Origin of the sequence: Colwellia demingiae, from assembly GCF_007954275.1 — a bacterium.
Lineage (GTDB): Bacteria > Pseudomonadota > Gammaproteobacteria > Enterobacterales > Alteromonadaceae > Colwellia > Colwellia demingiae.
This window is the reverse complement of sequence record NZ_VOLT01000001.1, coordinates 71,564-98,493: the sequence shown is the minus strand read 5'-3', so window position 1 is coordinate 98,493 and position 26,930 is coordinate 71,564. Positions and strand designations below refer to the sequence as shown.

At 35.0% G+C, this 26,930-nt stretch carries 18 protein-coding genes; 12 read left to right on the top strand and 6 right to left on the bottom strand.

Annotated elements, in window-relative coordinates:
- The first annotated feature begins 22 nt into the window (after positions 1-22).
- A complete protein-coding gene (locus ESZ36_RS00415; protein ID WP_211357741.1) occupies positions 23-1,717 on the top strand; it encodes a nitric oxide reductase activation protein NorD in 1,695 nt (564 codons plus the stop codon).
- 195 nt (positions 1,718-1,912) lie between these two features.
- On the top strand, positions 1,913-2,113 hold the full coding sequence (locus tag ESZ36_RS00410; RefSeq protein WP_146781991.1) for a DnrP protein: 201 nt from the start codon (positions 1,913-1,915) through the stop codon (positions 2,111-2,113).
- Positions 2,114-2,662: 549 nt separating this feature from the next.
- Here ESZ36_RS00410 and yfaE read toward each other — a convergent pair.
- From yfaE to ESZ36_RS00390, 4 genes are all read right to left on the bottom strand, one after another.
- Positions 2,663-2,920 carry a class I ribonucleotide reductase maintenance protein YfaE gene (gene yfaE / locus ESZ36_RS00405; RefSeq protein ID WP_146781988.1) on the bottom strand — a complete coding sequence of 86 codons (258 nt, stop codon included), beginning with the start codon at positions 2,918-2,920 and terminating at the stop codon, positions 2,663-2,665.
- Positions 2,921-3,012: 92 nt separating this feature from the next.
- Complete coding sequence (nrdB, locus tag ESZ36_RS00400) at positions 3,013-4,143, bottom strand: class Ia ribonucleoside-diphosphate reductase subunit beta (protein ID WP_146781985.1); 1,131 nt, start codon at positions 4,141-4,143, stop codon at positions 3,013-3,015.
- A gap of 540 nt (positions 4,144-4,683) precedes the next feature.
- Positions 4,684-6,174, bottom strand: a complete 1,491-nt coding sequence (locus ESZ36_RS00395) for a DEAD/DEAH box helicase (protein WP_146781983.1) — start codon at positions 6,172-6,174, stop codon at positions 4,684-4,686.
- 3 nt (positions 6,175-6,177) lie between these two features.
- Complete coding sequence (locus ESZ36_RS00390; protein ID WP_146781980.1) at positions 6,178-6,702, bottom strand: hypothetical protein; 525 nt, start codon at positions 6,700-6,702, stop codon at positions 6,178-6,180.
- Positions 6,703-6,829: 127 nt separating this feature from the next.
- Here ESZ36_RS00390 and ESZ36_RS00385 point away from each other — a divergent pair, with 127 nt between their 5' ends.
- The 10 genes from ESZ36_RS00385 to ESZ36_RS00340 all read left to right on the top strand — a co-directional run bounded on the left by ESZ36_RS00385 (position 6,830) and on the right by ESZ36_RS00340 (position 24,263).
- The gene (locus tag ESZ36_RS00385) at positions 6,830-7,066 is read left to right on the top strand and encodes a helix-turn-helix domain-containing protein (protein WP_146781977.1); all 237 of its coding nucleotides are present in this window, start codon (positions 6,830-6,832) and stop codon (positions 7,064-7,066) included.
- A 29-nt stretch (positions 7,067-7,095) separates the two neighbouring features.
- Positions 7,096-8,352, top strand: a complete 1,257-nt coding sequence (locus ESZ36_RS00380; protein ID WP_146781974.1) for an SIR2 family protein — start codon at positions 7,096-7,098, stop codon at positions 8,350-8,352.
- Positions 8,353-8,365: 13 nt separating this feature from the next.
- Positions 8,366-10,093: an ATP-binding protein gene (locus ESZ36_RS00375; protein WP_146781972.1), complete on the top strand. Its 1,728-nt coding sequence runs from the start codon at positions 8,366-8,368 to the stop codon at positions 10,091-10,093.
- 46 nt (positions 10,094-10,139) lie between these two features.
- A complete protein-coding gene (locus ESZ36_RS00370) occupies positions 10,140-12,146 on the top strand; it encodes a type I restriction-modification system subunit M (RefSeq protein ID WP_146781969.1) in 2,007 nt (668 codons plus the stop codon).
- Positions 12,143-13,456, top strand: a complete 1,314-nt coding sequence (locus ESZ36_RS00365) for a restriction endonuclease subunit S (protein WP_146781967.1) — start codon at positions 12,143-12,145, stop codon at positions 13,454-13,456. Before ESZ36_RS00370 ends, ESZ36_RS00365 begins: the two co-directional genes overlap by 4 nt.
- A gap of 16 nt (positions 13,457-13,472) precedes the next feature.
- Positions 13,473-16,685 carry a type I restriction endonuclease subunit R gene (locus tag ESZ36_RS00360; RefSeq protein WP_146781964.1) on the top strand — a complete coding sequence of 1,071 codons (3,213 nt, stop codon included), beginning with the start codon at positions 13,473-13,475 and terminating at the stop codon, positions 16,683-16,685.
- A 78-nt stretch (positions 16,686-16,763) separates the two neighbouring features.
- Positions 16,764-21,614, top strand: a complete 4,851-nt coding sequence (locus tag ESZ36_RS00355; protein WP_146781962.1) for an AAA domain-containing protein — start codon at positions 16,764-16,766, stop codon at positions 21,612-21,614.
- A complete protein-coding gene (locus tag ESZ36_RS00350) occupies positions 21,614-22,741 on the top strand; it encodes a hypothetical protein (protein ID WP_146781959.1) in 1,128 nt (375 codons plus the stop codon). The genes ESZ36_RS00355 and ESZ36_RS00350 overlap by 1 nt, the downstream gene beginning before the upstream one ends.
- A 36-nt stretch (positions 22,742-22,777) precedes the next feature.
- Positions 22,778-23,089: a hypothetical protein gene (locus ESZ36_RS00345; RefSeq protein ID WP_146781956.1), complete on the top strand. Its 312-nt coding sequence runs from the start codon at positions 22,778-22,780 to the stop codon at positions 23,087-23,089.
- Between the two features lie 391 nt (positions 23,090-23,480).
- Positions 23,481-24,263 (top strand): hypothetical protein, encoded by a 783-nt coding sequence (locus ESZ36_RS00340; RefSeq protein ID WP_146781953.1) that lies wholly within the window; start codon positions 23,481-23,483, stop codon positions 24,261-24,263.
- 32 nt (positions 24,264-24,295) lie between these two features.
- Here ESZ36_RS00340 and ESZ36_RS00335 read toward each other — a convergent pair whose 3' ends face one another.
- Together ESZ36_RS00335 and ESZ36_RS00330 are read right to left on the bottom strand one after the other, a co-directional pair.
- The gene (locus ESZ36_RS00335) at positions 24,296-26,485 is read right to left on the bottom strand and encodes an AAA family ATPase (RefSeq protein WP_146781950.1); all 2,190 of its coding nucleotides are present in this window, start codon (positions 26,483-26,485) and stop codon (positions 24,296-24,298) included.
- Positions 26,485-26,928, bottom strand: coding sequence for a hypothetical protein (locus ESZ36_RS00330; RefSeq protein WP_146781948.1), 444 nt, complete (start codon positions 26,926-26,928; stop codon positions 26,485-26,487). Before ESZ36_RS00330 ends, ESZ36_RS00335 begins: the two co-directional genes overlap by 1 nt.
- Between the last annotated feature and the right edge of the window lie 2 nt (positions 26,929-26,930).

Here is a 26,930-nt window from a genome sequence, read left to right as displayed (position 1 = left end):
TTTAAATGAATGTATTACGGTTATGGAAGAGTGGGTTGGTGGACTTTGGCATAAATATATTACTCGTAAAGCAAATCCTGAATTTGACGATGCACGAGTAAATTTTGATCAAGTAAGTAAATCAGTCGCGATGGTTTTTCGAGCGCTAGGTGGTGATGTTGTTAAACGTGTTGAAGCGGCAACAGGGCGAGAGTATTTAACTCGTAAAAGTTTTCTGCAAAAAATATCGGGTGATAACCAACTCGTAAGTCTTGCCTGGCAAGATGAAGAAAGCTTACGCTTACCTGAATCATTGGCTGTATTTAATGACAAAGCACTTAATTATGATCTTTATATTTGGTTAGCTGTTCTAGCGGCCCATCATAGCGGTAGTTTTCGTCACTGGGCTAAAGACAATCAAGCTTTAGTGGTCACCGTATTAGAAAAATTCCCTGCGCTACATAACCGATACCGACGTTTAGCCAAAGCATTTGTTGATATGCGTCTACCGCTGGATCAAATGCCTGCAATAGAAAGAACGATGGAGCAGTCAATCAGGGATGCCATCCTAACCCCTGGTTCCGTTAACGAATTCCCTGTGGTAAATTTTGCTCCACAAGCGGTATATTTATGGCTTTATCCTTCTGCTAGCAGTGATGATGTACTGATGGCAGATATTGATGAAGATGAGCTATCAGATGATAACGAAGATCAAGATGACGAGAAAAAATCAGTTAAAAAAGCACAGAGTTCAAGGAAAAAAGCTGAACGTGTAGATTCTGATGATAGTCGCGGTGGTATGATGATCTTTCGTCTTGAAAGTTTGTTCTCTTGGAGCGAGTTTTCAAAAATGGATCGTGGTAAAGATGACAGTGATGAAGATGAAGAAGATTATCAAAGCACCATTGATGATTTAGACAAAATCACCTTAACCAAGAAACAAGAACATCAAAAAAGTGGTCAAATAAAAATAGATTTAGACTTACCTTCGGCGTCGCAAGATGATATTCCGCTAGGTGAGGGGATAAAATTACCGGAATGGAATTATAAAACGCAAACATTGCAAGAAGATCGTTGTTTATTACAACCTATGTTACCTCGTGATGCCACGCCAACAAAACTACCGGTGAAATTGCAAAAAACCGCAAGAATGATTCAAGCACAATTTGAACAGTTACGCAGTGTTAAATATTGGCTAAAAGCTCAACCTCAAGGTGAAGAGCTTGATTTAAATGCTTGGCTCGATTTTCATGTTGAGAGTAAAACGGCAGCAACAGCGGAAAAAGGGTTGTTTAAATCATATAGAGGTAATAATCGTGATTTGTCTTGTTTATTATTAGCTGATTTATCAATGTCGACGGATTCTCATTTAGATAATGACAATCGTGTTATTGACGTAGTGCAAGACAGCCTATTACTGTTTGGTGAAGCATTACAGTCGGTTGGTGATAATTTTGCTATGTACGGCTTTTCTTCGGTAAAACGAAGCAATATTCGTTTTACTATGTTGAAAAACTTTAACGAAAAATATAGTGACCATGTAAGAGGACGCATACAAGCGATTACGCCTGGGTTTTACACAAGAATGGGCGCAGCAATTCGTCAAGCGACCAAGGTTATTAGTGAACAAAAAACGGCAGACAAACTTTTGCTAATTTTAACCGATGGTAAACCCAATGATATCGACCACTATGAAGGACGCTTTGGCATTGAAGATACTCATCAGGCAATTAATTAAGCAAAACGACTAGGTATCAAACCTTTTTGCATAACAATTGATGTTGATGCACAAGAATACCTACCCTATTTATTTGGCAATGATGGTTTTACTCAAATATTAAGACCAGCTCAATTACCATTACGTTTACCGCAATTGTATCATCAGTTGACTTCACAGTAGCTGCTCACAAATGAATAATAAAAGGGAACTAGTATGAGCCAAACAACTAAAACGTGTTTGTTTTGTCAAACTGAAAATACCTGTGAAGGCGAAAACAATCAATGTCAGCATTGTGGTATGGAATTGCCCGATAAACACCCAAATGATAGAAATATAGGGGTAAGATTTTTTTTTAAAGCTTTCTGGCTTATAGCGTTATTTTGCTTAGTGATGGTCTTTTATCTACCACGCTAAAATCTTTATCTTCCGGCTGTAGTGTTAAAAAAGTCCACTCGATGACTTCTTAAAAAGTGTAAGTGAAATTATTTTCTTACGCTTTTTTTTTTTGCAAAAAAAACAACCTTTTCACTGCTATATTTAATTAATCTAACTATGTTTTTCAATGCAGTAAATTTAGATAAACTTAATATTGTGTTTCTTGCATTCATTTAAATTCGTCATATGTTATAGCTCACAAGGTAAAATAATAAATAGGAATATTTTGTAAAATGATCAATTCCTCAGTGACTTAACTATTGCTCAAATTGACGAGTACCCAGCTCAAATTATTTCACTTATAGATGATGAAGATGTAATCACTATCGACCAGAGTGATTTAGTGCAGATTGATGCAATTGGTATGTAATTCATCCTCGCTGTTGTTACCTACATTATTACTCAAGATAAAGAAATTAAGTGGAAATCAAGGTTTATGGCAATAAGTCGAATGGTATTAGCGACTTTTTTTGTAGTTATCATCAGGGCTAAGCAGCGAGTGATGAAAGTATTCGTATGGGGTTGGTACTATTCGTCTATTAACAGGGTAATATCAGTTACAGGTACACAGCAGCAGGGTAAAATTTCATTGTCTCCGACATAAGCTAAAGGCTCACCTAAAGGGTAGTTAATTTCTCCTTCTAGCAAAGTTACTCGACATGCACCACAAAACCCATCACGACAATGATAATGTACTTCTACATTAGCCGACTCTAAACAATCGAGTAAAGTCTGTTCATTATTTTCATAATGAACAACTTTTCCCTGAACGTTAATTTTTGGCATCAGTTTAATAGCATTTTTCAAATTTTGGGGCGCATGTATTACTTTCATAGTTATTAAGTAGCGTTAACTAAGGCAAATATCATCTGCTTGTATTACAAGTCAAAGCCATCAAAATCATCTACATCTACGGATGAATCAACCTGACCAACTAGGTAGCTTGATATCTCAGTTTCTTGTGGAGCTACTTGCACGTTATCGCTAACAAGGTAAGAATTCATCCAAGGTAACGGATTGCTTTTAATGTCATAAGGGGCATCAAAACCGATAGCGGTTAAACGTTGATTAGAAATATACTCAATATATTGATTTAAAATTTCGGCATTAAGCCCGATCATTGAGCCATCTTTAAATAAATATTGAGCCCATTCTTTTTCTTGCTCAACAACATCTAAGAAAATTTGTAATCCTTCATCACGAAGTTCTTCACTAATAATCTTCATTTCAGGGTCATCTTTACCTGATCTCCAATTATTAAGAATATGTTGAGTGCCGGTTAAATGAAGTGCTTCATCGCGCGCAATTAACTTTATAATCTTGGCATTGCCTTCAAGTAGCTCACGTTCTGCAAAAGCAAATGAACAAGCAAAACTCACGTAAAAACGGATTGCCTCTAGTGCATTAACAGAGCAAACAGCAAGATATAAACGTTCTTTAAGTTTTCTTGTACTAACTTCTACTGTTTTACCTTCTACCTCATAAGTACCTTCGCCCTGAGATTGTAATAATTGCGTAGTAAGAATTACATCGTCAAAAAACTTAGCGATACTAGTAGCACGTTTTAAAATGGCAGGATTAACGATGATATCATCGAATATTTCACCGGGGTCCGTAAATAAATTACGTAAAATATGCGTGTAAGAACGAGAATGAATAGTTTCACTAAAGGCCCATGTTTCTACCCATGTTTCTACTTCGGGTAAAGAGACTAAAGGAAGTAATACGGCATTAACAGAGCGTGCAGCCATTGAGTCTAATAGTGTTTGATATTTTAAGTTAGAAATAAAAATATGTTTTTCAGAATCAGTTAGGCTCTGCCAATCAGCTCTATCTTTAGATACATCAACTTCTTCTGGACGCCAAAAAAACGATAATTGTTTTTCTATTAATTTTTCAAAAGCAATATAACGTTGTTGATCATAGCGAGAAACGTTAACGCTATTACCTAAAAACATTGGCTCTAAAAGAGCGTTATTAGGTACTTGATTAAACGTGGTATACGTCATGTTTTTATTCCTTTGGGACTACACTGCTGTAGTAGCAAAAGCCTAGAACATTGCTAGGCTTTATATTGATATATTAAGTTTGAGATTTAGGAGGGTTAAGTAAAATTATTAAATTTTATTATGTGCTGAGAAAATATGTCTCACTGGGTGGGTGGGTCGGTTGGAAGCCAGTGCTGTATTATTATTTCTCATTTTACTATCCACATTGTTTGATTATATTGTTTCATTGGCGAATTGTATCACCAAAAATAGTGTTGTTAAATAAGAAAAAGCACTATATGTAGTGTTTTGCCTGTTAATTAAGCACTGTTAGATGAAACATTCATTTAGACGATAAGTTAACACATTTGAGGTGGATTTGGACAAGAATATCTATAATTTTTTTGGAATTTGAATGGCTATCAATTAAAATAAGTTCAAAAATTCCTACATTCTCAGAACATAGATCAACTTGATCCGTTTTACATCTAGGGCCTAATCTTTCTCTTTTTTGGGTAACCCCAGGTTAGTGAATAAGGAGCTTCTGTGCCATTTGTCATGTTAAAACGCTTCTGTATTGTATTGATTGAGTTTGGCTAGTGATTGATCTGATATGAGTAAATTCTCAAAACCATCAATTTCAAGCTCTTTATGAGAGAATTGGCCAAAGATCCCCATCATGCTGTTATGTGATTCAACAGGGGCGTGAATATCTAAAGGTTCAATATCCTCTATAGTATCAATGGTGTCATTATCAGTATCATTAACGTCAATTATTGGTTTATCAATGAGGTGTTCTTCCGGTTCACTTAGAATATCCACTTCTTCTGTTTCAACTATGTCAATGTCATCAACGGTTACTTCTTCATTAATTTGTGCAAACTTTACTGCTGTTAGTCCTTCTGGTATGTCTTGCGATAAACGATAGGCGTATTCGACCAGCTTAGGCTCTGCGGGCATGAATAAAGTGGCAGTTTGATTTTGAGATCTAGTGACTCTTAAAATACGACCTAATACTTGTCTGTAGTACATTTCCGTTTTTACATTTGATAAATAACAGCACACTTGCAGTCGTGGAATGTTAGTCCCTTCAGATATCATACCCACACTAATAATCCACTTGTTTGAATTGTAGCGGAAGTTTTTAATCATACTATTGGAGTCATCTTCGTTACTTGTTACAACGAGTGCTGTCTCGCCTATCATTTTCTTTAAAATCAATTGTATCTCCCAAGCATGTGAAATAGAGGAGGCTACAATTAATCCCCCTGCATTTTTGTTTACTTGACGTATCTCATCGAGTTTGGCAATAGCATTATTCAAGAGCTGTTTAATCACCATTTTATTGGTGACGATCTGAGAGTAAGGGATTATCGATTTTGATAAAAGATCTAAAAAGCTGTTGAAGTGTTTGGTTTTGTTGCCCTCAATTACAGTTATTTGATCATTGTCTAAAGCAATAACTTGAGGTACGCGACAAACATTGTCTTTAATAGCTTCCTTAAGACCATAACTATAGTCACATTGAATTTCACCTGATATATCACAGTATTCAGCAAGCACGATTGGCAATGCATCAGAGCGCCACGGAGTACCTGTTAACGCTATAGTGTATGTCGCAAAATCTTTAATTTTGTTAATTATTGCTTCACCCCATACGTTAGAGTCTTTGGCATTAGAACCAGCGCAATGGTGAATCTCATCAAAAATAACGAATACTCGGTATTTATCAAATAATCGCCAGACTTTTTCATCTAACTTATCAAGTATTTGGTATGTATAAGAGTTTCCAATTGCTCCAATCGTGCCATCAAAGTGCATATCAAATTGTTCACTCAAAGTATCACTAAAGTCGCATGAGACTATTGATGATGGTGAAAAGCAAAGTACCAAGTCAATCTCACCCAGGTCATATAATTTTTTAGCAAGCACTGATGCCATAACTGTCTTACCAGCTCCTGGTGTCGCAAGAGCCAAAAAGTGTTTTTTTATATTTTTATATTTTGAAATTGCTGCATCAATGCAGGCAGACTGCCAATTTCTTAATTTCATTAATTATGTCTCTTTATGTTGGTTGATTAGATCATCTAAAATCTTTATTTTGCCTATTAACATGTGGTTTTGTTCTTTTAAAATGTCATGTTTTCTTTTTAAAACAGTGTATAGTTCAGGGTATATACCTCGTAATCTGAGACACTCTTCAACAGAGCCAAGCCCTTCAATTAACTGTTTTTTATATTGATTTACCTTAAAACAAAACTCTTTTTTTATTGAGTTAGTTGGCACTTGTATTATTTTTGATTTCACAAAATCTAACTCATTACTTTCTAAAAAATTAAAGCTCTCAGTTTTAGAATAACGTGTTACTTTTCTTTTTATTGATGTCACTTTTTCTATCCAACCCCTTCTTTCTAACTTTAATAGCTCTTCATATATGAAGCGGCGTACTTCAGCAGGAACTAACTTTTCATCTTTAGTTACTGCAATATATGCAGTTCTAATTTCAACGGCTGAAAAGTGGTTAATATTAGGCATAGATATGATTTTGATGAATGTCTTATTTAATTTGATAGTTTCCATGCATAAATCCCAACTAATATAGTAAAATGCCCATAATTATGCATATAAGCATAAAATGTGGATTATATGCAATCGTGAAAGTCAAAGCAATGTGGGATATTAACTCTTTTATCCCAGAGACTTGTAAATGGATGATTTTGCGAAAATTATAGGTAAAAACATTAAAGTAATGAGGGTGCAAAAAGATATGAGTCAAGCTGATTTGGCTTTCTCGGCAGATATTGATCAAAGTTACCTAAGTAGGGTCGAAAATGGCACTGTTAATATTACGATAATCAAATTATATAAAATGACAGTTGTGATGAACTGCACAGTACAGGAATTACTGCCAGAAATGGATTTGAGCCACGGTAATAATGATTAACTGAAATTGTTTAGAATTTAAGGATGAAAATGAGCACCCAGTCTAAGATTAAATTTATTTCTTCGGATATAAAAAAGGATAATGTTTCTGGTATTCGAGAGCCTCTTGAGATTGATTTAGATAATGAAGAGGAAAACGATGGACTAAAGTCGTTCTTTCGATTTATTAATAAAATTCTAGATATCGATAATTTAGTGATATTAGCGGGTTCAGGTACATCTTTAACATTTAATAAGCCCAATGTAGTTCCACCAATAGCGCCTAGTATGTGGCACTTGTGGGAATATTGCCGATTAGCTGACTCAAAACTCTTTGAATTAACGCTTAATGCTACGAATTATCATACACTGCAATTATTAAAAGAAGCTGATGGCAAGGCTAAGCCTGACATTGAGCTTTTATTATCTCTATGTGATTCAGCTCTCGCTGTAGGAAATTTATCTGATACAAGAACGGCTCAAGTAACTAAATTTTTAGAACAAGCTAAACAAATAATACTCGATAAAACTAACTTTACTGATCTTATTCAAGGTCATTCAGAGTGGGTAAGTCACGATAAATTTATTCGTGCTGTTGGCAGAAGAAGCGCCCAACAACAAAGGTTAAAACTTTTCACTACAAATTATGATTTAGCATTTGAACATGCCGCTTCAAATACAGGGTTTGTTGTAATAGATGGTTTTGAATATTCAAGCCCTTCTTATTTCAATCCTATGTGGTTTAACTATGACATAGTGAATAGAGGGCAATCATTAAATAGCGAAGGGGCATACCTTCCTAATGTATTTCAATTATATAAAATGCATGGTTCTGTTGATTGGCGTAAAATAAATGGTCGGATTCGAAAAACATCTGCGGATAGTAAAAATGGTGATCCTGTTTTTATTTATCCTAGTAGCAGCAAATATCAAACCTCCTACGATTCACCATATCTAGATATGATGGCATCATTTTTAGATGCAGTTAAAAAACCTAGAACAGGTGTGCTTTGTTTAGGTTTTGGTTTTAATGATAAACATATCAATAATGCATTAACGATGGCATTAAGAACTAATCCAGAGTTTATGTTGATGGTCGCGACTAAAGACCCCTTTAATGAAAGTGGTTCTTTTAATAGTGATATTAGGCAGCTGCTGATGTCAGCAATAGATCATGGGGATGGCAGAATAGCGATTTTAGATTCAACCTTTGAACAGTTTTCAAGTTTATTACCAGATCGAAGAACAAAAAGCCCTGAAGATGATTTATTTAAATTATTTGAAAAGCTCGCCGCAAATGTTAAATAAGGTGCTAATTTAAATGGAATTTCAAGAATGGTTTTCACCTTACGATTCTACTAGAAGAATAGGTAGTGTTATTAATGTTTCAGCGACTGAAATAATCGTTAACTTATCTAAAGCAGGATCTGGAGAGCCGAGTTGGTCATTTGGTAACAGAATTGCCGCAGGCGAAGTTAATGAGTTTGTGTTTATAGACGTTGGTGAAACAGCTGTTTTAGGTCGTCTAGTTAAAGTTTGGATTGAAGGGGGTGAACGTCTCAGCGTTGATGGATTGGCAGATAAGCCAACTGAAAATCATCCTATTGGATTAGTTCAAATCTTAGTAAGCTTAAACCCTTCTAATGGTCGAAATTACAAAGGTATAAAACAACATCCTCGTTTAGGTAGTCAGCTCTATTCTGCACATCCATATTTAGTGTCATTACTTGCAGAGGGTAAACAAGAAGATTTGGCTAATCAAATTCATCTTCCTTTAGCTAATTTACCTCATGATGATTCAGTAACGATTCATGTTACACCGGAAAAACTTTTTTCCCGACATTGCGCTATCCTTGGCGCAACAGGCGGTGGTAAAAGTTTTTCGATGATGAATATTATCGAACAGGTGCAAGAGGCAGGTGGTAAAGCGATCATCATAGATCCAACGGGAGAATATAGCTCTCTACCTTGCTTAAGTTATTACGTTGGTGAGCATCCAAGCGCAACAGCTCAAAATAAGGTAACTTTTCCACATTGGCAATTTACTGATTCTGATATCCGTGCTTTTTTAAGACCGTCAGCACAAAGTCAATCACCTAAATTAGAAGCTGCAATTTTAAGTCAAAAAGTTGTCACTCAATGTTGGCAAGCACCACCACAAGGACTTAATATAACAAGTGATTATTTAATATGTAAAGCGGAAAAAATCAAAGCCCCATACGAATTAATTGCACAAAGTATAAATGCTCAGAACAAACCAATTAATTGGGGGTTTTCACGATTAGCGGATCAAATTATTCACGAATGTGTTTATCCTACGGGTTATAGTAATAGAATGCCAGACCCTACAATCTGGGGTGGAAAAACGGAAGTCGATGTAGGTCATTGCCTCAACCTTATTTCTAGAATCAAAGCTTATGCCGATAATCCTAATTTAAAATGGATGATAGACGCAGATCCTAAGCTTTTAACCATTCCAGACTTGATTGATAGTTTTTGTTCACCTCAAAATAATCAAAAAATAATTCGCTTAGATTTATCTGAAGTGCCCTTTGAAGCAAATTCTCGTGAAATATTAGTCAATGCTATTGGTAGAAAACTCTTATCAGTCGCAAGAAAAGGTATAATCAACCATAAAGAACCCTTATTAGTATTCATTGATGAAGCACATCAATTTCTTAATAAGAAAGTCGGTGAAGATACTAGTCGATTTGAACTTGATGCTTTTGGTAATATAGCTAAAGAAGGGCGAAAGTACGGCTTGAACACTGTAATTGCCACACAAAGGCCACGCGACATACCTGAAGATGTTCTGAGCCAAATTGGTACGCTTATCGTTCATAGGTTGACGAATCAATTTGACCAAGAAATTGTTAAAAAAGCCGTTGGTGCAATAGACCAACGCTCAGCTTCATTTTTACCTGTATTAGGTCAAGGAGAAGCACTATTATTAGGTGTTGATTTTCCATTTCCAATGACCGTAAAAATGAAAAAACCAAAGAATGAGCCAACATCAAAAAGTGCAGATTTTTCCTCAAGTTGGCAATAAATAATTCAATCCGTTTACGGATACCAAACTAAAGAAGTTGAAATAAATGAATCAGCAAGAAATCAAACAACTAGAAACCGATTTATGGGATAGCGCAAATACCTTACGTGCTAATTCAAAACTTACCGCTGCTGAATATAAAGATCCTGTATTAGGTTTAATTCTTCTTCGTTATGCACAAAATAGATATGATCAAGCAAAAGGCGCAGTCGAAGCAAGTATTCCTGAGGGGCCTCGTGGTAAAAGATCAGCAACTAAAGATGACTTTTTAGCTCAAGGTGCAATGATGTTACCTGAGAAGTCGCAATATGATTATTTAGCTGATTTACCTGAGGGTGAAGCCATTGATGAAGCTATTAATGAAGCAATGCGTTTAATAGAAAATGAGTATCCAGACTTACAAGGCGTTTTACCTAAGAATTATCAAGAAATGGATACAGATCTTTTATCCGAACTTATACGTGTTTTTAACAAGGACTCGGTTAAAAATCTAACGGGCGATGTTTTTGGGAGGATCTATGAGTTTTTCTTAATGAAGTTCTCTATGGATGGCGCGGGTGCTCAAGAAGGCGGCGAATTCTTCACTCCACCGTCGTTAGTACAACTTATTGTTAACCTGATAAAACCAGATCACGGCATTATTCACGATCCTGCTTGTGGATCAGCGGGTATGTTCGTACAAACAGGTCATTTTCTAGAAGAAAATAAATCGGTTAAATCAATTAATGAAGCCATTACTTGTTACGGAACCGAGCTTAAATCTAATAACACCCGTTTAGCTAAAATGAACCTTGCAATACATGGTATTGAAGGGAAGATTATTGAGGATAATAGTTTTTATTCTGATCCGCACAACCTGGTAGGTAAATGTGACTTTGTAATGGCTAACCCGCCATTTAACGTAAAAAAAGTTGATAAGAAAAAAGACTACGTTAAAAATGATGTACGTTTGTTTAAAGATGTAGGTATTCCAAATGCAGATAATGGTAACTATTTGTGGATTCAATATTTTCACAGCTATTTAAATAAAAATGGGCGGGCTGGCTTTGTTATGACAAGCTCAGCTACTGACGCTGGAAGTACGGAAAAAAATATTCGTGAAAAACTGGTTGAAACAGGCGATGTCGATTGCATCGTTTCTGTTGGTAATAACTTCTTTTATACCCGCTCATTACCATGTCATGTTTGGTTTTTAGATAAAGGTAAACCTAGAGTAAATAAAGATAAAATATTAATGATTGATGCTCGAAATACTTTCCGAGTAGTTACCAATACCATTAATGATTTTTCACTAGGTCAATTGCAGAACTTTAGTACAGTTATGGAATCATACCGTGGAGATAGTAGGGCTATTGCCGATGGTAACGAAAAACACCAGAAAAATGCAATAGAACTAGCAACTGAAATTTCTAGGGAAGTAAATTTACTTCGTCAACAATGCCAAGAAATATTAGATGAGCACAAATCCGTATCGTTAGATTTTACTGACGTAGTCGATGAGCTTGCTATTTTTTCTAAAGTACCAAGTGAGCCTGAGTTTGACGAGTGTAAAACCCTGATACATGTATTTGAAAACCCAGTAGAAAAACTAACCCTTCATCTTGAAGAATATCAAACTGCTTTAGAGCAAGATAAAAAAGAGCTATCTGCGCTGGATAATAAAAATACGGATAAAAATAAAGCTAAGAAAAAACAACTTGATGAGCATGGAAAGCTTTTACGCTCATTAGTGATCATTATTAAAGAACATCGACAAGTGTTAAAAGAGTCATTATCAAACTATAAACAGCAAGTAAAAGATTGGCAGTTTATGTTGGAGAATTTCCCTGAAAATGAATATCAGGACATTGAGGGATTCTGCAAGATAGTTAACAAAGATGAAGTGAAAGAAAATGACTTTAGTTTAACGCCTGGACGTTATGTGGGCTACAAAATACAAATTGATGAAGAGTTTGATTATAAATTTAGAATTTCTGAAATCAATAAAGAATTAAATTCATTAAATCATTCTGCCAATGATTTAATGAATTTTATACAGGGTGTAAAACTATGATTTGGGAATCAAAACCAATATCAGAGCTTTGTATTTTAGCAATTGATTGTGTCAATAAAACAGCACCTGTTGTGGATTATGTAACCCCTTACAAAATGATCAGAACAACCAATGTAGGTGGCGGTTTTATAGATTTGAATACCGTTAGGTATGTTGAAGAAGAAACCTTTATAAAGTGGACTCGCCGATCAAAGCCAGAATATGGAGATGTTATATTTTCAAGAGAAGCACCAGTAGGTAATGTTGGCCGCTTTACATCTAATGATAAAAATGTATTTCTAGGCCAAAGACTATTTCATTATAGACCAGACCCTGCGTTACTTGATTGGAAGTACCTCGCTTATATTTTACAAAGCGATGCGATTCAAGGCTATGTGCATGGTATTGCTTTTGGAGCAACAGTTCCTCATATAAAGGTTGATGATGCCGAAAATTTAAAAATCCCGTGTCCTCCAATTGATGTACAGCTCAAGATTGGCAATATTTTATCAGCTTATGATGACTTAATAGAAAATAATCAAAAGCGTATAAAACTACTTGAAGAGACAGCTAAAATTACATACGAAGAATGGTTTGTTCGCTGTAAATTTCCAGATTACAAAAATACACCTATTGATTCTGAAACAAAATTGCCAAAAGGTTGGGATATTTGGAATCTAAATGACGTAGTAACTATAAAACATGGATATGCGTACAAAGGTGAATTTTTTAGAGAAGAGGAAACATCTAAAGTATTATTAACGCCAGGTAATTTCAAAATTGGTGGGGGTCTAAAGCTTAATAAGGTTAAATATTATGATGAGACCGCAGAAAATCCCAAAGAGTATATTTTGAAATTACATGATTTGTTAGTAACCATGACTGATTTGAGTAAAGAAGCAGACACGCTTGGTTATCCTCTGTTGGTTCCTGAAAGTAGTAAAACGTTTCTACACAATCAACGACTTGGGAAGGTGTTACCCGTTGACAAAAATTTTTTTCCTAAGTATTTCTATTATATGCTTTTTCAAGACCAGTCTTATAGAGGTTTTGTTGTTGGCTCTTCTTCTGGCGCAACAGTAAAGCATACTTCACCTTCAAAGATCTTATCTTTTAAGCCAAAGTTACCGTCGAGAGAAAATGGTTTGATTCAAAAGTTTGATGAATATGCTCGACCAATTTTTGAAAATATAAATAATCTTCTTAAACAAATTCAACTTTTGAATGAGTCTCGTAATATTTTACTTCCTCGACTAATGACAGGAATGATTGATATCGAACAAGTTGAATTACCTGTAAATTTGTTAGAAAGGTTACAGAAAAATAATTAATAAGGACATTGCTGATATGAGTTATGAGTATTCTGAAGATGGTTTAGTAGAAAATGCTGCACAAGAAGTGCTTGAAGACTTAGGTTGGAAAGTAGTAACAGCTTGGCACAAAGAATCATTTTCCGTAAAAGGCGATAGAAGTGATGGTTTACTTGGTCGTGCTAATAAATCGGAAGTTGTTTTAGTTCGTGATCTCACACTAGCATTGAAAAAATTAAATCCCAACTTACCTGAGCTTGCCTATCAAAGCGGTATAACAGAAATTATTCAAGTTATCGCTGATAAAAGTTTAGGGGCTATTAACAAAATCAAGCATCAGCTACTGACTAAAGGTGTACAAGTTAGTTATCAAGATGATAAAGGCATATTGCAAAAAAAACGTTTAAAAGTCTTTAATTTTAATGAACCAACTAAAAATGAGTTTTTAGCAGTTAGGCAACTCGAAGTAGTTGGTAAATTGTATAATCGCCGTCCTGATATTGTTGGTTTTGTTAACGGAATACCTCTCGTGTTCTTTGAGCTTAAAGCACATCATCAAGACCTGCGACATGCTTATGACGATAATCTCAGCGATTATAAAGATACTATATCTGAAGTTTTGCATTGTAATGCATTTATTATTTTAAGTAATGGTACAGACGCCTGTGTAGGTACTGTAACGAGTAAGTATAAGTTCTTCCTAGAATGGAAGCGCATCGAAGAAAATGATGAAGGTGTTGTTAGCCTAGATACTATCCTTCGAGGTACATGTGATAAAACACGTTTACTGGATTTATTTGAAAATTTTTTGTTATTTGATGGTGAAGGTGATGATGTTATTAAACTTATGGCAAAAAACCATCAGTTTATTGGTGTAAATAAGGTTGTTGATCAAACAAGAAACATTGAAGATTTAAAAGGTAAATTAGGTGTTTTTTGGCATACGCAAGGCTCTGGTAAGTCATATTCAATGGTGTTTTTGACTCAAAAAATACTCCGTAAATTTGGTGGAAGTTATACTTTTTTAATTGTTGTTGATCGTACTGAATTGGAAAATCAATTATACGATACATTTTCTGGCTGTGGAGCCATACCTGAACAACTGCCTAAGCGTGGCATAAGAGCTAAAAGCCGTGATCATTTACGGGAATTAATGGCGGAAAATCATCGATATGTATTTTCACTTATCCATAAATTTTCAATTGATCCTAAAAAAGAAACCGAATATCCAGAATTATCAGATAGAAAAAATATTATTGTTATTTCTGATGAAGCGCATAGAACTCAAGGTGGTAAATTTGCTCGCAACATGCGTTTCAAAGCAATTCCTAATGCTTCATTCTTAGGGTTTACAGGTACGCCACTCATTGCTGAAGAGGTAGAACTGACCAAAAATATATTTGGTGAGTATGTTTCTGTTTATGATTTTAAAATGGCAATAGCTGATGGTGCGACGCTACCGCTTAGATATTTCAATAGGGGTGAAAAGCTAGATATAGAAAACCCTGATTTGGATCAGCGGATGGCCGATATCATCAATAACGAAGATCTCGATCAAGACCAAATAGCAAAGCTGAAACGAGAGTTCGCTAGAGATTACCCCATTCTAACTTCTGATGATCGGTTAGATAAAATAGCTAAAGATTTAGTCTGGCACTTTAATGATAGGGGCTATCAAGGTAAAGCAATGTTTGTGGCGCTTGATAAGCCCACAGCCGTGCGTATGTACGATTTGGTAATGTCATACTGGCCTGAGTATTTAAAAGAGCTAAAACAGCGTTTAATGGACGCAGAAGATGAACAACAAGCACTTACTATACAAAAACACTATGACCGAGTAAAAAATACTGAAGTATGTGTGGTAGTGAGCAGTGAGCAAAATGAAGTTAAGAAATTTAAAAAGCTTGGCTTAGATATTGAAACTCATCGCAAGAAAGTTGTTGAACGAGATCTCGAAAAAGAATTCAAAGATGAAGATAACCCATTTCGTTTAGCCTTTGTATGTGCAATGTGGATTACGGGTTTTGATGCACAGTGTGTATCAACGGTATATCTTGATAAACCGATTCAAGGCCACACGCTTATGCAAACAATTGCTCGTGCCAACCGTGTTTATGATGATGAAAAAGAAAATGGATTAATTGTTGATTACGGTAATGTTTATAAACAATTAGAAAAAGCCTACTCAGTATACGGTGAAGGTGGAAAGTCTAAACCAGGTGGTAAAGGTGGAGGGAGTGGTAATCCTGCGGGAAAATTAGAAGAGTTAGAAGCTGAACTTGTTTTAGCCATTGTAGCGGTTAAAGAGTTTTTATCTGAAGTCGATTTTAATTTAGATGAATTGGTTAATGCACCAACAGCAATGGAAAAATTGGGACAGTTAAATAAAGCAGCAAATGCAGTGTGTTTGAATGAAACAACACGTACTCAATTTGAAGTCGCGGCAAGGGATGTTTTCAGAAAATACTTGGCACAATATCCTTCAGATTGGATCAAGCCTTACACAAAAGAATTTAACGCTATTGAAGCGATTTATACTCAATTAAACCAAAATACCAAGTCAGCAGATATTTCAGACATTATGCGTAAACTTCAACAAGAAGTGAGTATGAGTGTTAGCACTAAAACAACAACAAAGTCTGATGACGATTATGTTGATTTAAGTACATTAGACTTTGACAAGTTACAAGCCGCGTTTGCTAAATCAACTCAAAAAAATGCTATAGTTTTTAATTTGCAAGAAGCCATAGAACAGCAATTACAAAAGATGATTCAGCAGAATCCTATTCGTTTAGAGTTTTATGATAAATATAAGCAAATCATCGAAGAATATAATGCAGGAAAGGACTTACAAGCTGTTCAAAAGGCATTTGATGATGTTAAAGACTATTGGGCTAACGTGATTACCCCTGAAGTAGAAAGAGCCGCTCGTGAAGGGTTAAATGAAGAGTCGTTAGCCATCTTTGATCTACTTAAAAAGTCAACGCTCTCTAAGAAAGAAGAAGCCGAAGTTAAAAAGGTTGCCCAGAAAACTTTAGAGATTTTAAAAGAAGAAAAGCTAAAAGTTGACCGATGGCGTGAAAGTACGCAGGTTAAATCACAAGTTAAAACAATTATCGGTGATAGCCTTCAATATTTACCTCAAGCACCATATCCTGATGATGAGTTAGCTGATATGGAACTGGTTATTTACCAACATGTTTATAGTAACTATCAAGGTGCGGGTATGAGCACCTATGGTGGTTTTTAGCATTTAATAACAAAGCTTTACACAAATTTTATTTTACAAAGAGTAAGTTAAATATTTTAAAAATTTCGGAGTAATGGAATGCAAATAGTTTGCCTAGACCCGTTGGGTATCAATGGATATGAAAGAAAAGCAAATGATGTCTTAGAAGAACACCTGCCAAACAATTGGAAAGGTTACTCCTCCTTAGAGATGATTGGACGTCAGAGCAATGAATTTGAAGCTGACATAATTCTAATTACAGATGACAGAATTATCGTAGTCGAGTTAAAGAATTATACAGGTAAACTTTATTCTGATAATCGTGGTTGGGTTCAGGAGTACAGTGATGGACATCAAGAAACTAGAAGAGATGGTGTAAAGCAAGCTAGAAGAGCAGCTCAGATACTTTCCAGCAAATTAGATCAAAAACTCAAAGGAAAATTTAGACCTTGGGTCGATTTTTGTGTTGTTTTATGCGGCAGTGCCGACAATTCAAACTTACCTTCAGATGAAAGGGAGTATGTCTTTACTCTTGATGAGTTTAAAAAAATTGGTGATGTAAATCATTATGTTAAATGTTTTGGCAAGAAAAAATCATTTAAACGAAAAGAAGACTTTCCAAATAAGAATATAACGATTTGGGATAGAATTTTTTCCAATAATAGTGCAGATTTTAAAGCGAAAACATTCTCAGTAAATAACTATATTCAGAAAAGTACGGCCTTATTTCAGCATAAAGATCATCTTTATGCTGAGTTTCAAAGTGAAAGAGCTAATAATCATAATTACAAAGCCTTAATGAGACGTTGGGATTTTACAGCCCCATGCATTGTTGAAAGTGCTAGAACACCGGAACAAAGAGCACTAATAGCGCATCGTGAATCTAGTGTTCTGGGATATATTGATACGCAAGAAGACGATTTGAAGGATTTACATTTATCTCTCTTACACCTTCCAACGGATTTGAGTTCAGATTTTGTTGAGCTATATGAATGGCCTAGTAGAAAAGAAAGGCTTGAACAATTCATAAGAAAAAACAAATCCAAGTTATCAGATGACAGTAGACTTGATTTAATTCAGGCATTAATCAGCCAACTTGCAAGACTACATGATATAGATGTCGCACATAGAGATATTGGCTCGCACAGCATCTGGTTGTCTTTGCCAAGTAAAGTCGTCTTGTCAAACTTCTTAACTGCTTCTTACCCTGATCCTCAGAATAAGACTGTTTCTAATGTTCGTTCAATTTTGCAACATGGTCGAGTTGTTACACCTGAAGATTTATTTGATGACAGTGACGGCACAGCTTTTACGAGGGATGTATATCTTGCAACGGCTGCGAGTCACTATATTGCATTTGGCTGTTGGCCCAATAAACAGGATGGAATATATTCTTGGTCGCCTATTAAAAATAATAAGTTAAGTGAATTACTTCAGACATGGTTTGATAAAGGGTTAGAGTTAGAATCAGGTCAGAGATTTCAAGACCTTAGAGAGTCTTTAACAGAGTTTAATCGTCTTTTAAAAGGTGACAAGCCTTCAAATAACGGTGCTTTAGAAAGTATCTCACCATTCTTGTCAACGAAAAATATATATGCTGATTTTGGTGCTATTCCTGAACAAGTTAATGGAACTTGTCATTTGTTAAAAACGCCAGACGAAAAGCTGGGAGTGAAGGCATGGTTCGGTGTATCGGATACAAATAAGGGCGGTGGTATTAACCATCAACTATTAGCATTTTTACATCGTGTACAAATTATTTCAACTGCGAACTTAAGCTGTATTCAAGAAATATCAGAATTTGGCTTTAATGCACAGATGCAAAATGTGTACTTTGTCTTCGAGTGGGCTAATGGAATAACGTGGGATACATTTTTAACTGATGCCGAAAAAGGGATGGGTACAATAATAGGTAAAAGCCTTTTAAAGTCGTTATTAAAGCTTCACAGTGCTCATTTATTTCATGGTGATATACAGCCAGGCAACATTATCATTAATGATTCAGAAGTTACTTTTATTGACATTGTTGAATATAATCATACATCCGAGTCAAGATACACACCATCATATGTTCCGGATAATTTTGAAAACATCTCTATAAATGCAATTGATAGGTTTGCAACCATTAAACTTGTTAATGAACTGGCGAATAAATTTGGTCTGATTCACCTTATTAACCACACTAAATTATTAATGGAACAACCTGAAATATCAGTAGCAGATGTTGAGAAACTTCATGATGAATATGATGCTATCCTGAATCCTCCTCCTCCTAAAGAAATTGAAAAATTTGAAATAAACCATAAGAACTTCTCTTCAATTACCTCAAATTTTGTATCTGATGATGGTGTGTTTTATGTGCTAATTAAACTTAATGCAGGGAAGAATAAAGATTTAGTAAGAATAATTTTATCAGGAACTAAAAATCAAGTAGATTTGTTGGTCAATCCAGAAAATAAATTTGTTGTAACTGCGTATATAAAGGAAATTAGACATGATCAATTTATGTGGAATAAAAGGGATTCTGATATTGAAATTAAAGGGGATATATCGCTAGCTAACTCTTCATACGATAATAATATAAAGCTACTAAATGCAGTTCTAGAAAGCCCAGTTTTTCATGAGTTAACCAAGAGATCAGAAAATGTACCATTAATTAAAAATGAAACATCCCGTAGTATTCTAACTCTAGCTAAACCAGATAAACCTAAGATAGGTTCCGCTAGCGAAATTTGGAAAGTGCTAGTTGAAACTGAGCATGAAAGTAACCCTAAAATTCAAGTAACAACTGAGCCTAAAAGAACTGAAACAGGTCGATTTACTTTCAACTACACAAGTGAAAATAATAAACTTGATTTTGATCTAAGCAAAGAAAATGTTGCTCTGAAAACTGAGTTAAGAGGAGAGTTAAGAGAGATTGGTAGGATTGAGGATTTTGGCTCTGATACCATCTTATATAGACCTAAAGGGAGAAACACCCCGCGTGTTGGCGATAGTATTGTTTTGGAAGGAAGTTTATCAGCTGCTTCTTTAGCTAAGCGGGAAAAGGCTGTATCAAACCTTGTCATGGGCAGGGGCGTAATTTCGAATATTACCGATTATTTTTCACCAGGATTATCTATTGAGCCAACAGTTTCAAAAATGGAACCTTCAGATGAAGAGTTGGAAGAATACACGGAATATGGTGCAGACAAGGAAATTTTATTTGAGTTAAATGAACTTCAAAGAAAGGCGTTTAAAGATATATATCGCTATGGCCCTGTTACCTTATTACAAGGCCCACCAGGTACAGGAAAAACTGCATTTATAGGTTCATTTATCCATTACACCATATCAAAAGGTGCTAAAAGGGTTTTATTAGTTAGCCAATCACATGAGGCTGTTAATAATGCTGCCGAAAAAGTTCGCAGTTTATTTGGTAAAGTTGATAAATCAATCGATATTGTCAGACTTGGTGATCAAAGAAACTTATCTATGAATTTGGATGATGTTGGTGAAAAATCTTTACAAGAGCATTATAGGGATAAATTTAGAGCTGAATATAAAGAACGAATTTGTGCTTTAGTTGATAACCTTGGCTTAGAACATGAGTTTGTTGAAATTGTGACTGATTATGAGCTGTCTTTTGGACAGAAAATTGATCGTCTTATCTCTCAATCGAAAGACTCTGAATTATTAGAAAATATGGAGTTTAATCAAAGGGTAAATAAGATAAAAGATCAACTAAGTTCTTTTATCAATAGAACTATTGATATCCAAATGGATTTCGAAGGTGTTGCTTTATGCGATATTAGGGACAAATTGTATGGGAAGCTTTCTCTGAATTTTGAAGTTTACTCCCCCGAACTTATTGATAAGCTCAAAAATATTATATTCATATCAAATGAATGGCTAAGTGTTATGGCATCTAGCAAAGCCCAATTTCAGAACTTTTTAGCTAAAACTAGAACGCTAGTTTGTGGTACATGTGTTGGAATCGGAAGGTATCAATACGGCATTCAGGAAAACATTTATGATTTAGTTGTTATCGATGAAGCAGCCAGATCTCCAGCTAGTGAATTAGCTATTGCAATGCAAGTTGGCAGAAAAATATTACTCGTAGGTGACCATAAACAGTTACCACCGTTATTTGATGATGAGCATATTAAAGCTGCTAAGAGGATTTTACCTTCTATTTCTAGTGATGAGTTTAAGCGAAGTGATTTTGAGCGTGCTTTTCTGTCTGATTATGGTCAAGTAGTCGGACAGTCCCTGATGATGCAATATCGAATGGCACCAACTATTGGTGACTTAGTATCTCACTGTTTTTATGATAACGCGTTAGAAACAGGCAGAGGTGAGCCAGAACCTGAGTATGCTGATCTTCCTGCATCATTAGGTAAAACTGTAACCTGGTTAGATACTAGCAGTAAGGGAAAAAATGCGGAAGAGTCAAGGCCTAATTGGAAGGGGGCAAACACACATAGCGCTATAAATTCGGGTGAGGCGGATGTAGTAATTTCTTTATTGTCGCAATTGATGAAAGCAGATAATAACTCTCAAATCTTTAAGGAGTCTGAAGAACCAACCATAGGAATTATATGTATGTATGGTGAGCAGAGTCGGCTCCTGATTAAGAAAATAAATACTTTAGCCTGGGCTAGAACTTTACTTGAAAAAAGAATTATAAAAGTTGATACAGTTGATAGTTATCAAGGTAAAGAAAACTCAATCGTGATTGTTTCGTTGGTCAGAAGTAATAAGCATTTCTCACAAGGGCATGTATCTTCAGAAAATAGGGCTAATGTTGCTTTATCCAGAGCGAAAGAAAGACTATATGTTGTTGGTGACAACAGAATGTGGAGTAGACAAAATCAAGAGTCTGCTTTTGGTCGAGTATATAGTTATATAACATCGGAAGATAATGATGATTGTTGTGTAATTGATGCTGTTAGCGTGGAGAAGTTGTAATGGAAATACAAATAAACAAAATTTGTTTCAGTTTGCCAACAAGGGCTTTTCTTATAGATTATGCTGTCAGTCAAAAGCGTCAGCTTCCGGTGGTAAAAGAATTTATTGTAAGGCTAGTATATTCCTTAGGGGGATGTTCAGTTGAAACTATCCAGAATTATTTTGGTTTTAGTAATGCTGAAATTAGCGCAGTGATTGATGACTTGTTAGAAGAACGCCTTATTGAATGGGACGAAGAAAATATATCTTTAACTCATTATGCATCTGAAAAATTTGTTGCTGTTGAGGGACGAATGTTGCCTCGTTTTTTTGAAGTAGTAGATAAAGCTGAAACTGTAAATTTTGACCTTCAGGAATTCAAGGTGTTACCTAATACATTAAAAAGAACAGGGCAAAATGTTCTTGGTGTTAGCATGGCTTTACCAGATGATAGTTATAAACTATTGAATGAAAAAGCTCAAGGTGCCTTTGATAGTGATTTTCAACATTACAGGGAAGTGGTTAAGGGCGAAGATATATACTCTGAGCGGCAAGAACTTTATAAAATAAATCACGTTTCTAGTAAGTATGATAGTTTAATTCCAATAGAAGTAAGCTATTACATTGATTCAAGCTCGCCTACAGAAATTAAGATGCGTTATGAGTCATCAGATATTGATGACTGGGATGAAGAAAAAAAACTGTTTACAACAATGGATAACTCTATAGAGCAGAATACTCAAGCTCTCAATAATTCCAAATCCTTTTGTGAATATTTAGATATTACCAAAGATCCTTTTTTGCAGAAATATTGGAATGATCAAGATGAGCAACTAGGTGTTAATGCTTTTATTAGTCACTTTGCAACAAGCTCAATTCATCAAAGTCCAGAAACACAAGTATTAGTAGGTAATTTCTATACTAAATTCAACTCTGATGCCATCATGGAAAGGCTTAAAGAAGCATATGAAAGTAAACCTTCAAGCTCAGGACTCATTTGGTTTACTAACTCTAATTCAAAATCATGGGCAAGAACTTCAAACTTTGAAAATTTAATTGATAGTATTACAAGCCTATTTGATAAGCGTAAATCCACCTCTAAAACTGTTCTAGTTATGAATTGCCAAAGTAGGCCGGAAGCATTTTAATTAGATAAAGTTTACGGACAAGTAAATGCTGGAATTGTGGATTGTAAAGCAAGTTTTGGCGGTGACAACACAGAGATGTTACTTATTCCCAATGTCATGGTTGCTTGTCTTTATCATGATAAACTAACTGATAGCCGAAACCTTTCTTTACCTGTTGGTTATATTAGTTTTGATCCAAAAATGGTTTCTTATGTCACGGACTCTGCATTAAGTTGGGCAGCACAAGACGGACAATTTAATCATTATTTTGAGAAACAACATACTGAAGATAAAGATAAAATTTTGAATAAGTACCTTAGTCCAATTTTGATGCAAGATTCAGGAATGGATAAAAAAAGAACAAAGTAGTAGGCAGTTTGACATTCATCTTAATATTCAAGTAATCGGATGATACTTTACTAATATATTTTGAACAAGGTAGCACAAAATTTTGACAATTAGCTCCTGTTTATAATGGAGTCATTAGAGTAGAAGGTATTTCACCTTATATTTCTAGTTATTTAAGCCATCATTTTTATTATGAATATTTAGGTATTATCAGTAAAATTTATGGGATGCATGAATATGCACAGTCATTTTTGAGTTCTTTTATACTCTAGATAGGTGTGACGTTAATCTACAATTGTTTGAAAAGTATATCGAGCACTATGCGGGAAGAGTTAGTGTTAAATAATTGCTTAACTCATATGCAATAGATTTTTATCTATTGATAAAAACAAATAATATAATAAGGTATCTAATGCTAAAAGTCGCATCAATGGCAAGGTTTAAATTTTTATATATTTTCTTAGGTTTACATGTGCTAACGGTAGTGTTCCTTATATATCCTGTCAGTAATAAGTTGTCTTTTGAAGACTATGCAGAAAAAGTATATTTACAGAACGATAATGTACAAGTTATGCGGCAGATCAGTTCAAGTATTTTTAAGCCTATTACTAATGTATATAAGTACGCAATTTTTCCGATTGTAGCGGAAGAACTTAATGCCAGTTCAAATTCTGATATTTCTTTAATATGGTCTGAAAAGTGGACTTATTTAGGTTTTCAGAAAAGTATGTTTATTGACGAGACGCAGATAGTAAATTTCGTATTAAGTGATAGTGAGTTTAACGCTTTTGAAAAAGCAGCTATTAATTCAAGTCAAGAAGGCAAAAAGGTTAAAAATTTATCTCGAAAAGTAAAAGCAACGTTAAACGGAATAGATTTTAAAATCTCTAAACAAGAAGAAACTCAACTTTTAAAAGACAAAACAATAAACTATTGGACTTGGACAATACGGCCAGAAAGAATAGGAATGCTGAACATAAATGTTATTTTTACTAGCTACTATATCGATGAAGCTGGTAAAGAAATTCCTGACGTTAAACTCAACTTGAATAAATTGATTAATGTGGAGCAGCGAGGTTCATTTACCAACATTGTAAATAATTTTATTAATACTAATATACCAATGCTTTCTTTTCTTACATTGATATTTACCGCATTAGCAGCTCTAAAGGCCGCCTTTTTAGTTAAGACATGACATAACGTGTTGATTAGGTAATTACTAATAAATTAATCAGTTTTGGATTTAAATAAATATTTTAATAATGTTAAGCGCTTTAAAGAATTAGATCGTGAAAGAGCGTTATAAAAATCTGCTTTATCGCCTATAAATACGACTTGTTCTATGGCTCTGGTTACTGCCGTATAGAGAAGGTGTCGGTCTAGGTTTCGGCCTTCTCTCACCACCACAATGACCCTTGTAAATTGACTTCCTTGGGCTTTGTGGACTGTCATTGCATAAGCATGTTCAAGGTCATTTAAGTCAGAAGAAGTAAGAGTAACGATATTGCCAGAAAAATTAACAATAATTCCGTCACTAAATTCATCCTTATCAATTACTTTACCAATGGAGCCATTTCTAAGATCTCTTTGGTAATCATTTCGCTTATACAAAACTAATTCGCCAGTGCGAACTGCTCTTCCTAATAGACTGTGGTTTACCCACCCAAATTCTTCATGCTCAAAGGTTAACCTCTTACCCCTTATAAAGTTGTCGTGAATTAAAGCATTTAAATTTTGTGTCCCACCATTAGCATGTCGAACAGGGGATAGGATTAAAACTTCATTATCGCTGCCGTCGCCGCCTAATTCTTGGTAAGTTTTGAGAACATTTGTTTGTAAATCGGTTTTGTTTGAATCTATAAAGCTTACACCAATACCTTTGTCTTTATAATTTGAAAAGGCAATTGAGCTTGATTGTTCGCTCCATAGTCGCATTTCTGTGGAAATTAAGGGAATTCCTGAGCTTTCTGACTGGCGTTTATTTTCACTTAGATGCGAATGTGGAATACTTAGGTTAACTAGTGTGTGTAAGGTCAAACCTATGCCAACTGGCGGAAGTTGTTCTTGATCACCTGTTAATATCAAGCGTCCTTTCTTAGGGAGCTTTCTTAGAACTTGATAAAGAGAAAGAACATCAACCATAGATGCTTCATCTATAATAATTACAACATCATCAGGTAAGTTATCAACGTTTACATTATGCAAGAACCCAGCGATTGTCATCGCATCTCTGCCCGTAGTTTCGGTTATGCGCTGAGCTGCTTTTCCTGCTAAGGCCATCAATATAATTTGAGATGTTAGTTTTAGGTTTTCAAGTGTAAAACAAATAGCTTCTAATACTGTTGTTTTTCCACAGCCAGCTCCTCCTGTTAATATTGTTAATCCATGCGCAAGGCAAAGTTTTACTGCATTCTTCTGTTCATATGTAAGAGGAAAACCAGCAATCGATTCATATTTTTTAATATAATATTGTGATTTTTGTTGCGTTGGTTTCGGGTAGGTACGATTTATTAGTTGGTTTGTAAAATCAACTATACCGGATTCAATGATATTCATACTTTTTACTTGAACCATATCATTTAATATAACGACTTCGCCTTGTGCAATTGAGTGCTGTATTGCTTTTTCTGTTTGTTCAGCGTTACCTAAAAGCCTCTTTAATTGGTATCGCCATTTTGAAGTGTTAATACAAGTATTTCCGCCTTTGAATGCATTAAATAATATAGACTTTGCATATGCTGCTAACCTATCAGGATCTGTCGGTTTTCTTTTAAGACGATCCAAAGCAAAAGCATCAATAAGATTTAAGTCTGCTTCAAATGCTGTTAGAAAATAAGGATTTTTAGTAATTTGTTGGTATGCATCAATTCCCCATATTTTTAGAATGGAATCACCAATTCTTGGAGGTACACCGAGTTTATCTAGTAGTTGAAGAGTTGCTAATTCTTCATATTCTTGAAGGCCGATGATTAATCGTTTTGCAACATTTTCACCTACGATAGGTAATAATCGTTCAATGTTACCGTTCAAAGCTATGCTGATCAGTTCATCACCAAAAAATGAGATTAACTTTTCTGCCTTAATTTCACTTATGCCTTTAAATGACGGGGACTCTGATAACAGTTTCTTAAGGTTTTCGTGTGCTGCTTTAACGAAATCAAGCGTCTCTGGAATGATCACTTGCTCAGTATGCTTTGTGCCATCTTTCCATTCTATGACTTGTTGTGAAATTTCTCCTTTCACTTTCCAAATATGAAATTCTTTGAAAAGCTTTGGTGAGCGAGTGACTTTATAACTCGCCTTTATAACAAATCGTCTAGGTGTAGGCTCCAGAGTAATCGACGAAAAAATAATTCCTCCTGCCCCCCCCCGTTTTCTTATTTTTCTGACCTGTATTTCACCTTCGAATATTGGCATTATAGCTTACCTGTTCTCATCATATATTCTTCTAACATCTTCAGCTTTTCAAGCTTTTTATTAGCATCTATTAGCTCTGATTTTATGTCATAAAGCTCTTGTTCAAGGGTTGCGTTTTTTTCTTGCTGAGCTTTAGAACGGCGATTCTCAATAGCTTGTTTAGTTATAGTATTGGCATTATTAAGTTTTTGAGATGGGGTTTTATTATCTTCTTCTAATATTCCTTTTTGGAGAAGTTCTTCTTCGATTTGTTTCCAAACTTCATATATCTTTCCATTTCCGGTAATTCTCTTTCGATCAAATTCACATTCTCTGGCAACCATTTTCTTATTTAAACCTAATCTATTTGATAATACATAGTCTTCCCAGTCACACAGCTCATCCCGTTGCTGCTTCCATTCAATGAACTTGTTAAAGTTTATTATTGATTGAGGATTACTCATGA

Excerpts from the sequence above, each read along its gene's own strand:
- ESZ36_RS00415 (WP_211357741.1), top strand. The coding sequence starts at position 23 with ATGGAAGAGTGGGTTGGTGGACTTTGGCATAAATATATTACTCGTAAA.
- ESZ36_RS00410 (WP_146781991.1), top strand. The coding sequence starts at position 1,913 with ATGAGCCAAACAACTAAAACGTGTTTGTTTTGTCAAACTGAAAATACC.
- yfaE (WP_146781988.1), bottom strand. The coding sequence starts at position 2,920 with ATGCCAAAAATTAACGTTCAGGGAAAAGTTGTTCATTATGAAAATAAT.
- nrdB (WP_146781985.1), bottom strand. The coding sequence starts at position 4,143 with ATGACGTATACCACGTTTAATCAAGTACCTAATAACGCTCTTTTAGAG.
- ESZ36_RS00395 (WP_146781983.1), bottom strand. The coding sequence starts at position 6,174 with ATGAAATTAAGAAATTGGCAGTCTGCCTGCATTGATGCAGCAATTTCA.
- ESZ36_RS00390 (WP_146781980.1), bottom strand. The coding sequence starts at position 6,702 with ATGGAAACTATCAAATTAAATAAGACATTCATCAAAATCATATCTATG.
- ESZ36_RS00385 (WP_146781977.1), top strand. The coding sequence starts at position 6,830 with ATGGATGATTTTGCGAAAATTATAGGTAAAAACATTAAAGTAATGAGG.
- ESZ36_RS00380 (WP_146781974.1), top strand. The coding sequence starts at position 7,096 with ATGAGCACCCAGTCTAAGATTAAATTTATTTCTTCGGATATAAAAAAG.
- ESZ36_RS00375 (WP_146781972.1), top strand. The coding sequence starts at position 8,366 with ATGGAATTTCAAGAATGGTTTTCACCTTACGATTCTACTAGAAGAATA.
- ESZ36_RS00370 (WP_146781969.1), top strand. The coding sequence starts at position 10,140 with ATGAATCAGCAAGAAATCAAACAACTAGAAACCGATTTATGGGATAGC.
- ESZ36_RS00365 (WP_146781967.1), top strand. The coding sequence starts at position 12,143 with ATGATTTGGGAATCAAAACCAATATCAGAGCTTTGTATTTTAGCAATT.
- ESZ36_RS00360 (WP_146781964.1), top strand. The coding sequence starts at position 13,473 with ATGAGTTATGAGTATTCTGAAGATGGTTTAGTAGAAAATGCTGCACAA.
- ESZ36_RS00355 (WP_146781962.1), top strand. The coding sequence starts at position 16,764 with ATGCAAATAGTTTGCCTAGACCCGTTGGGTATCAATGGATATGAAAGA.
- ESZ36_RS00350 (WP_146781959.1), top strand. The coding sequence starts at position 21,614 with ATGGAAATACAAATAAACAAAATTTGTTTCAGTTTGCCAACAAGGGCT.
- ESZ36_RS00340 (WP_146781953.1), top strand. The coding sequence starts at position 23,481 with ATGCTAAAAGTCGCATCAATGGCAAGGTTTAAATTTTTATATATTTTC.
- ESZ36_RS00335 (WP_146781950.1), bottom strand. The coding sequence starts at position 26,485 with ATGCCAATATTCGAAGGTGAAATACAGGTCAGAAAAATAAGAAAACGG.
- ESZ36_RS00330 (WP_146781948.1), bottom strand. The coding sequence starts at position 26,928 with ATGAGTAATCCTCAATCAATAATAAACTTTAACAAGTTCATTGAATGG.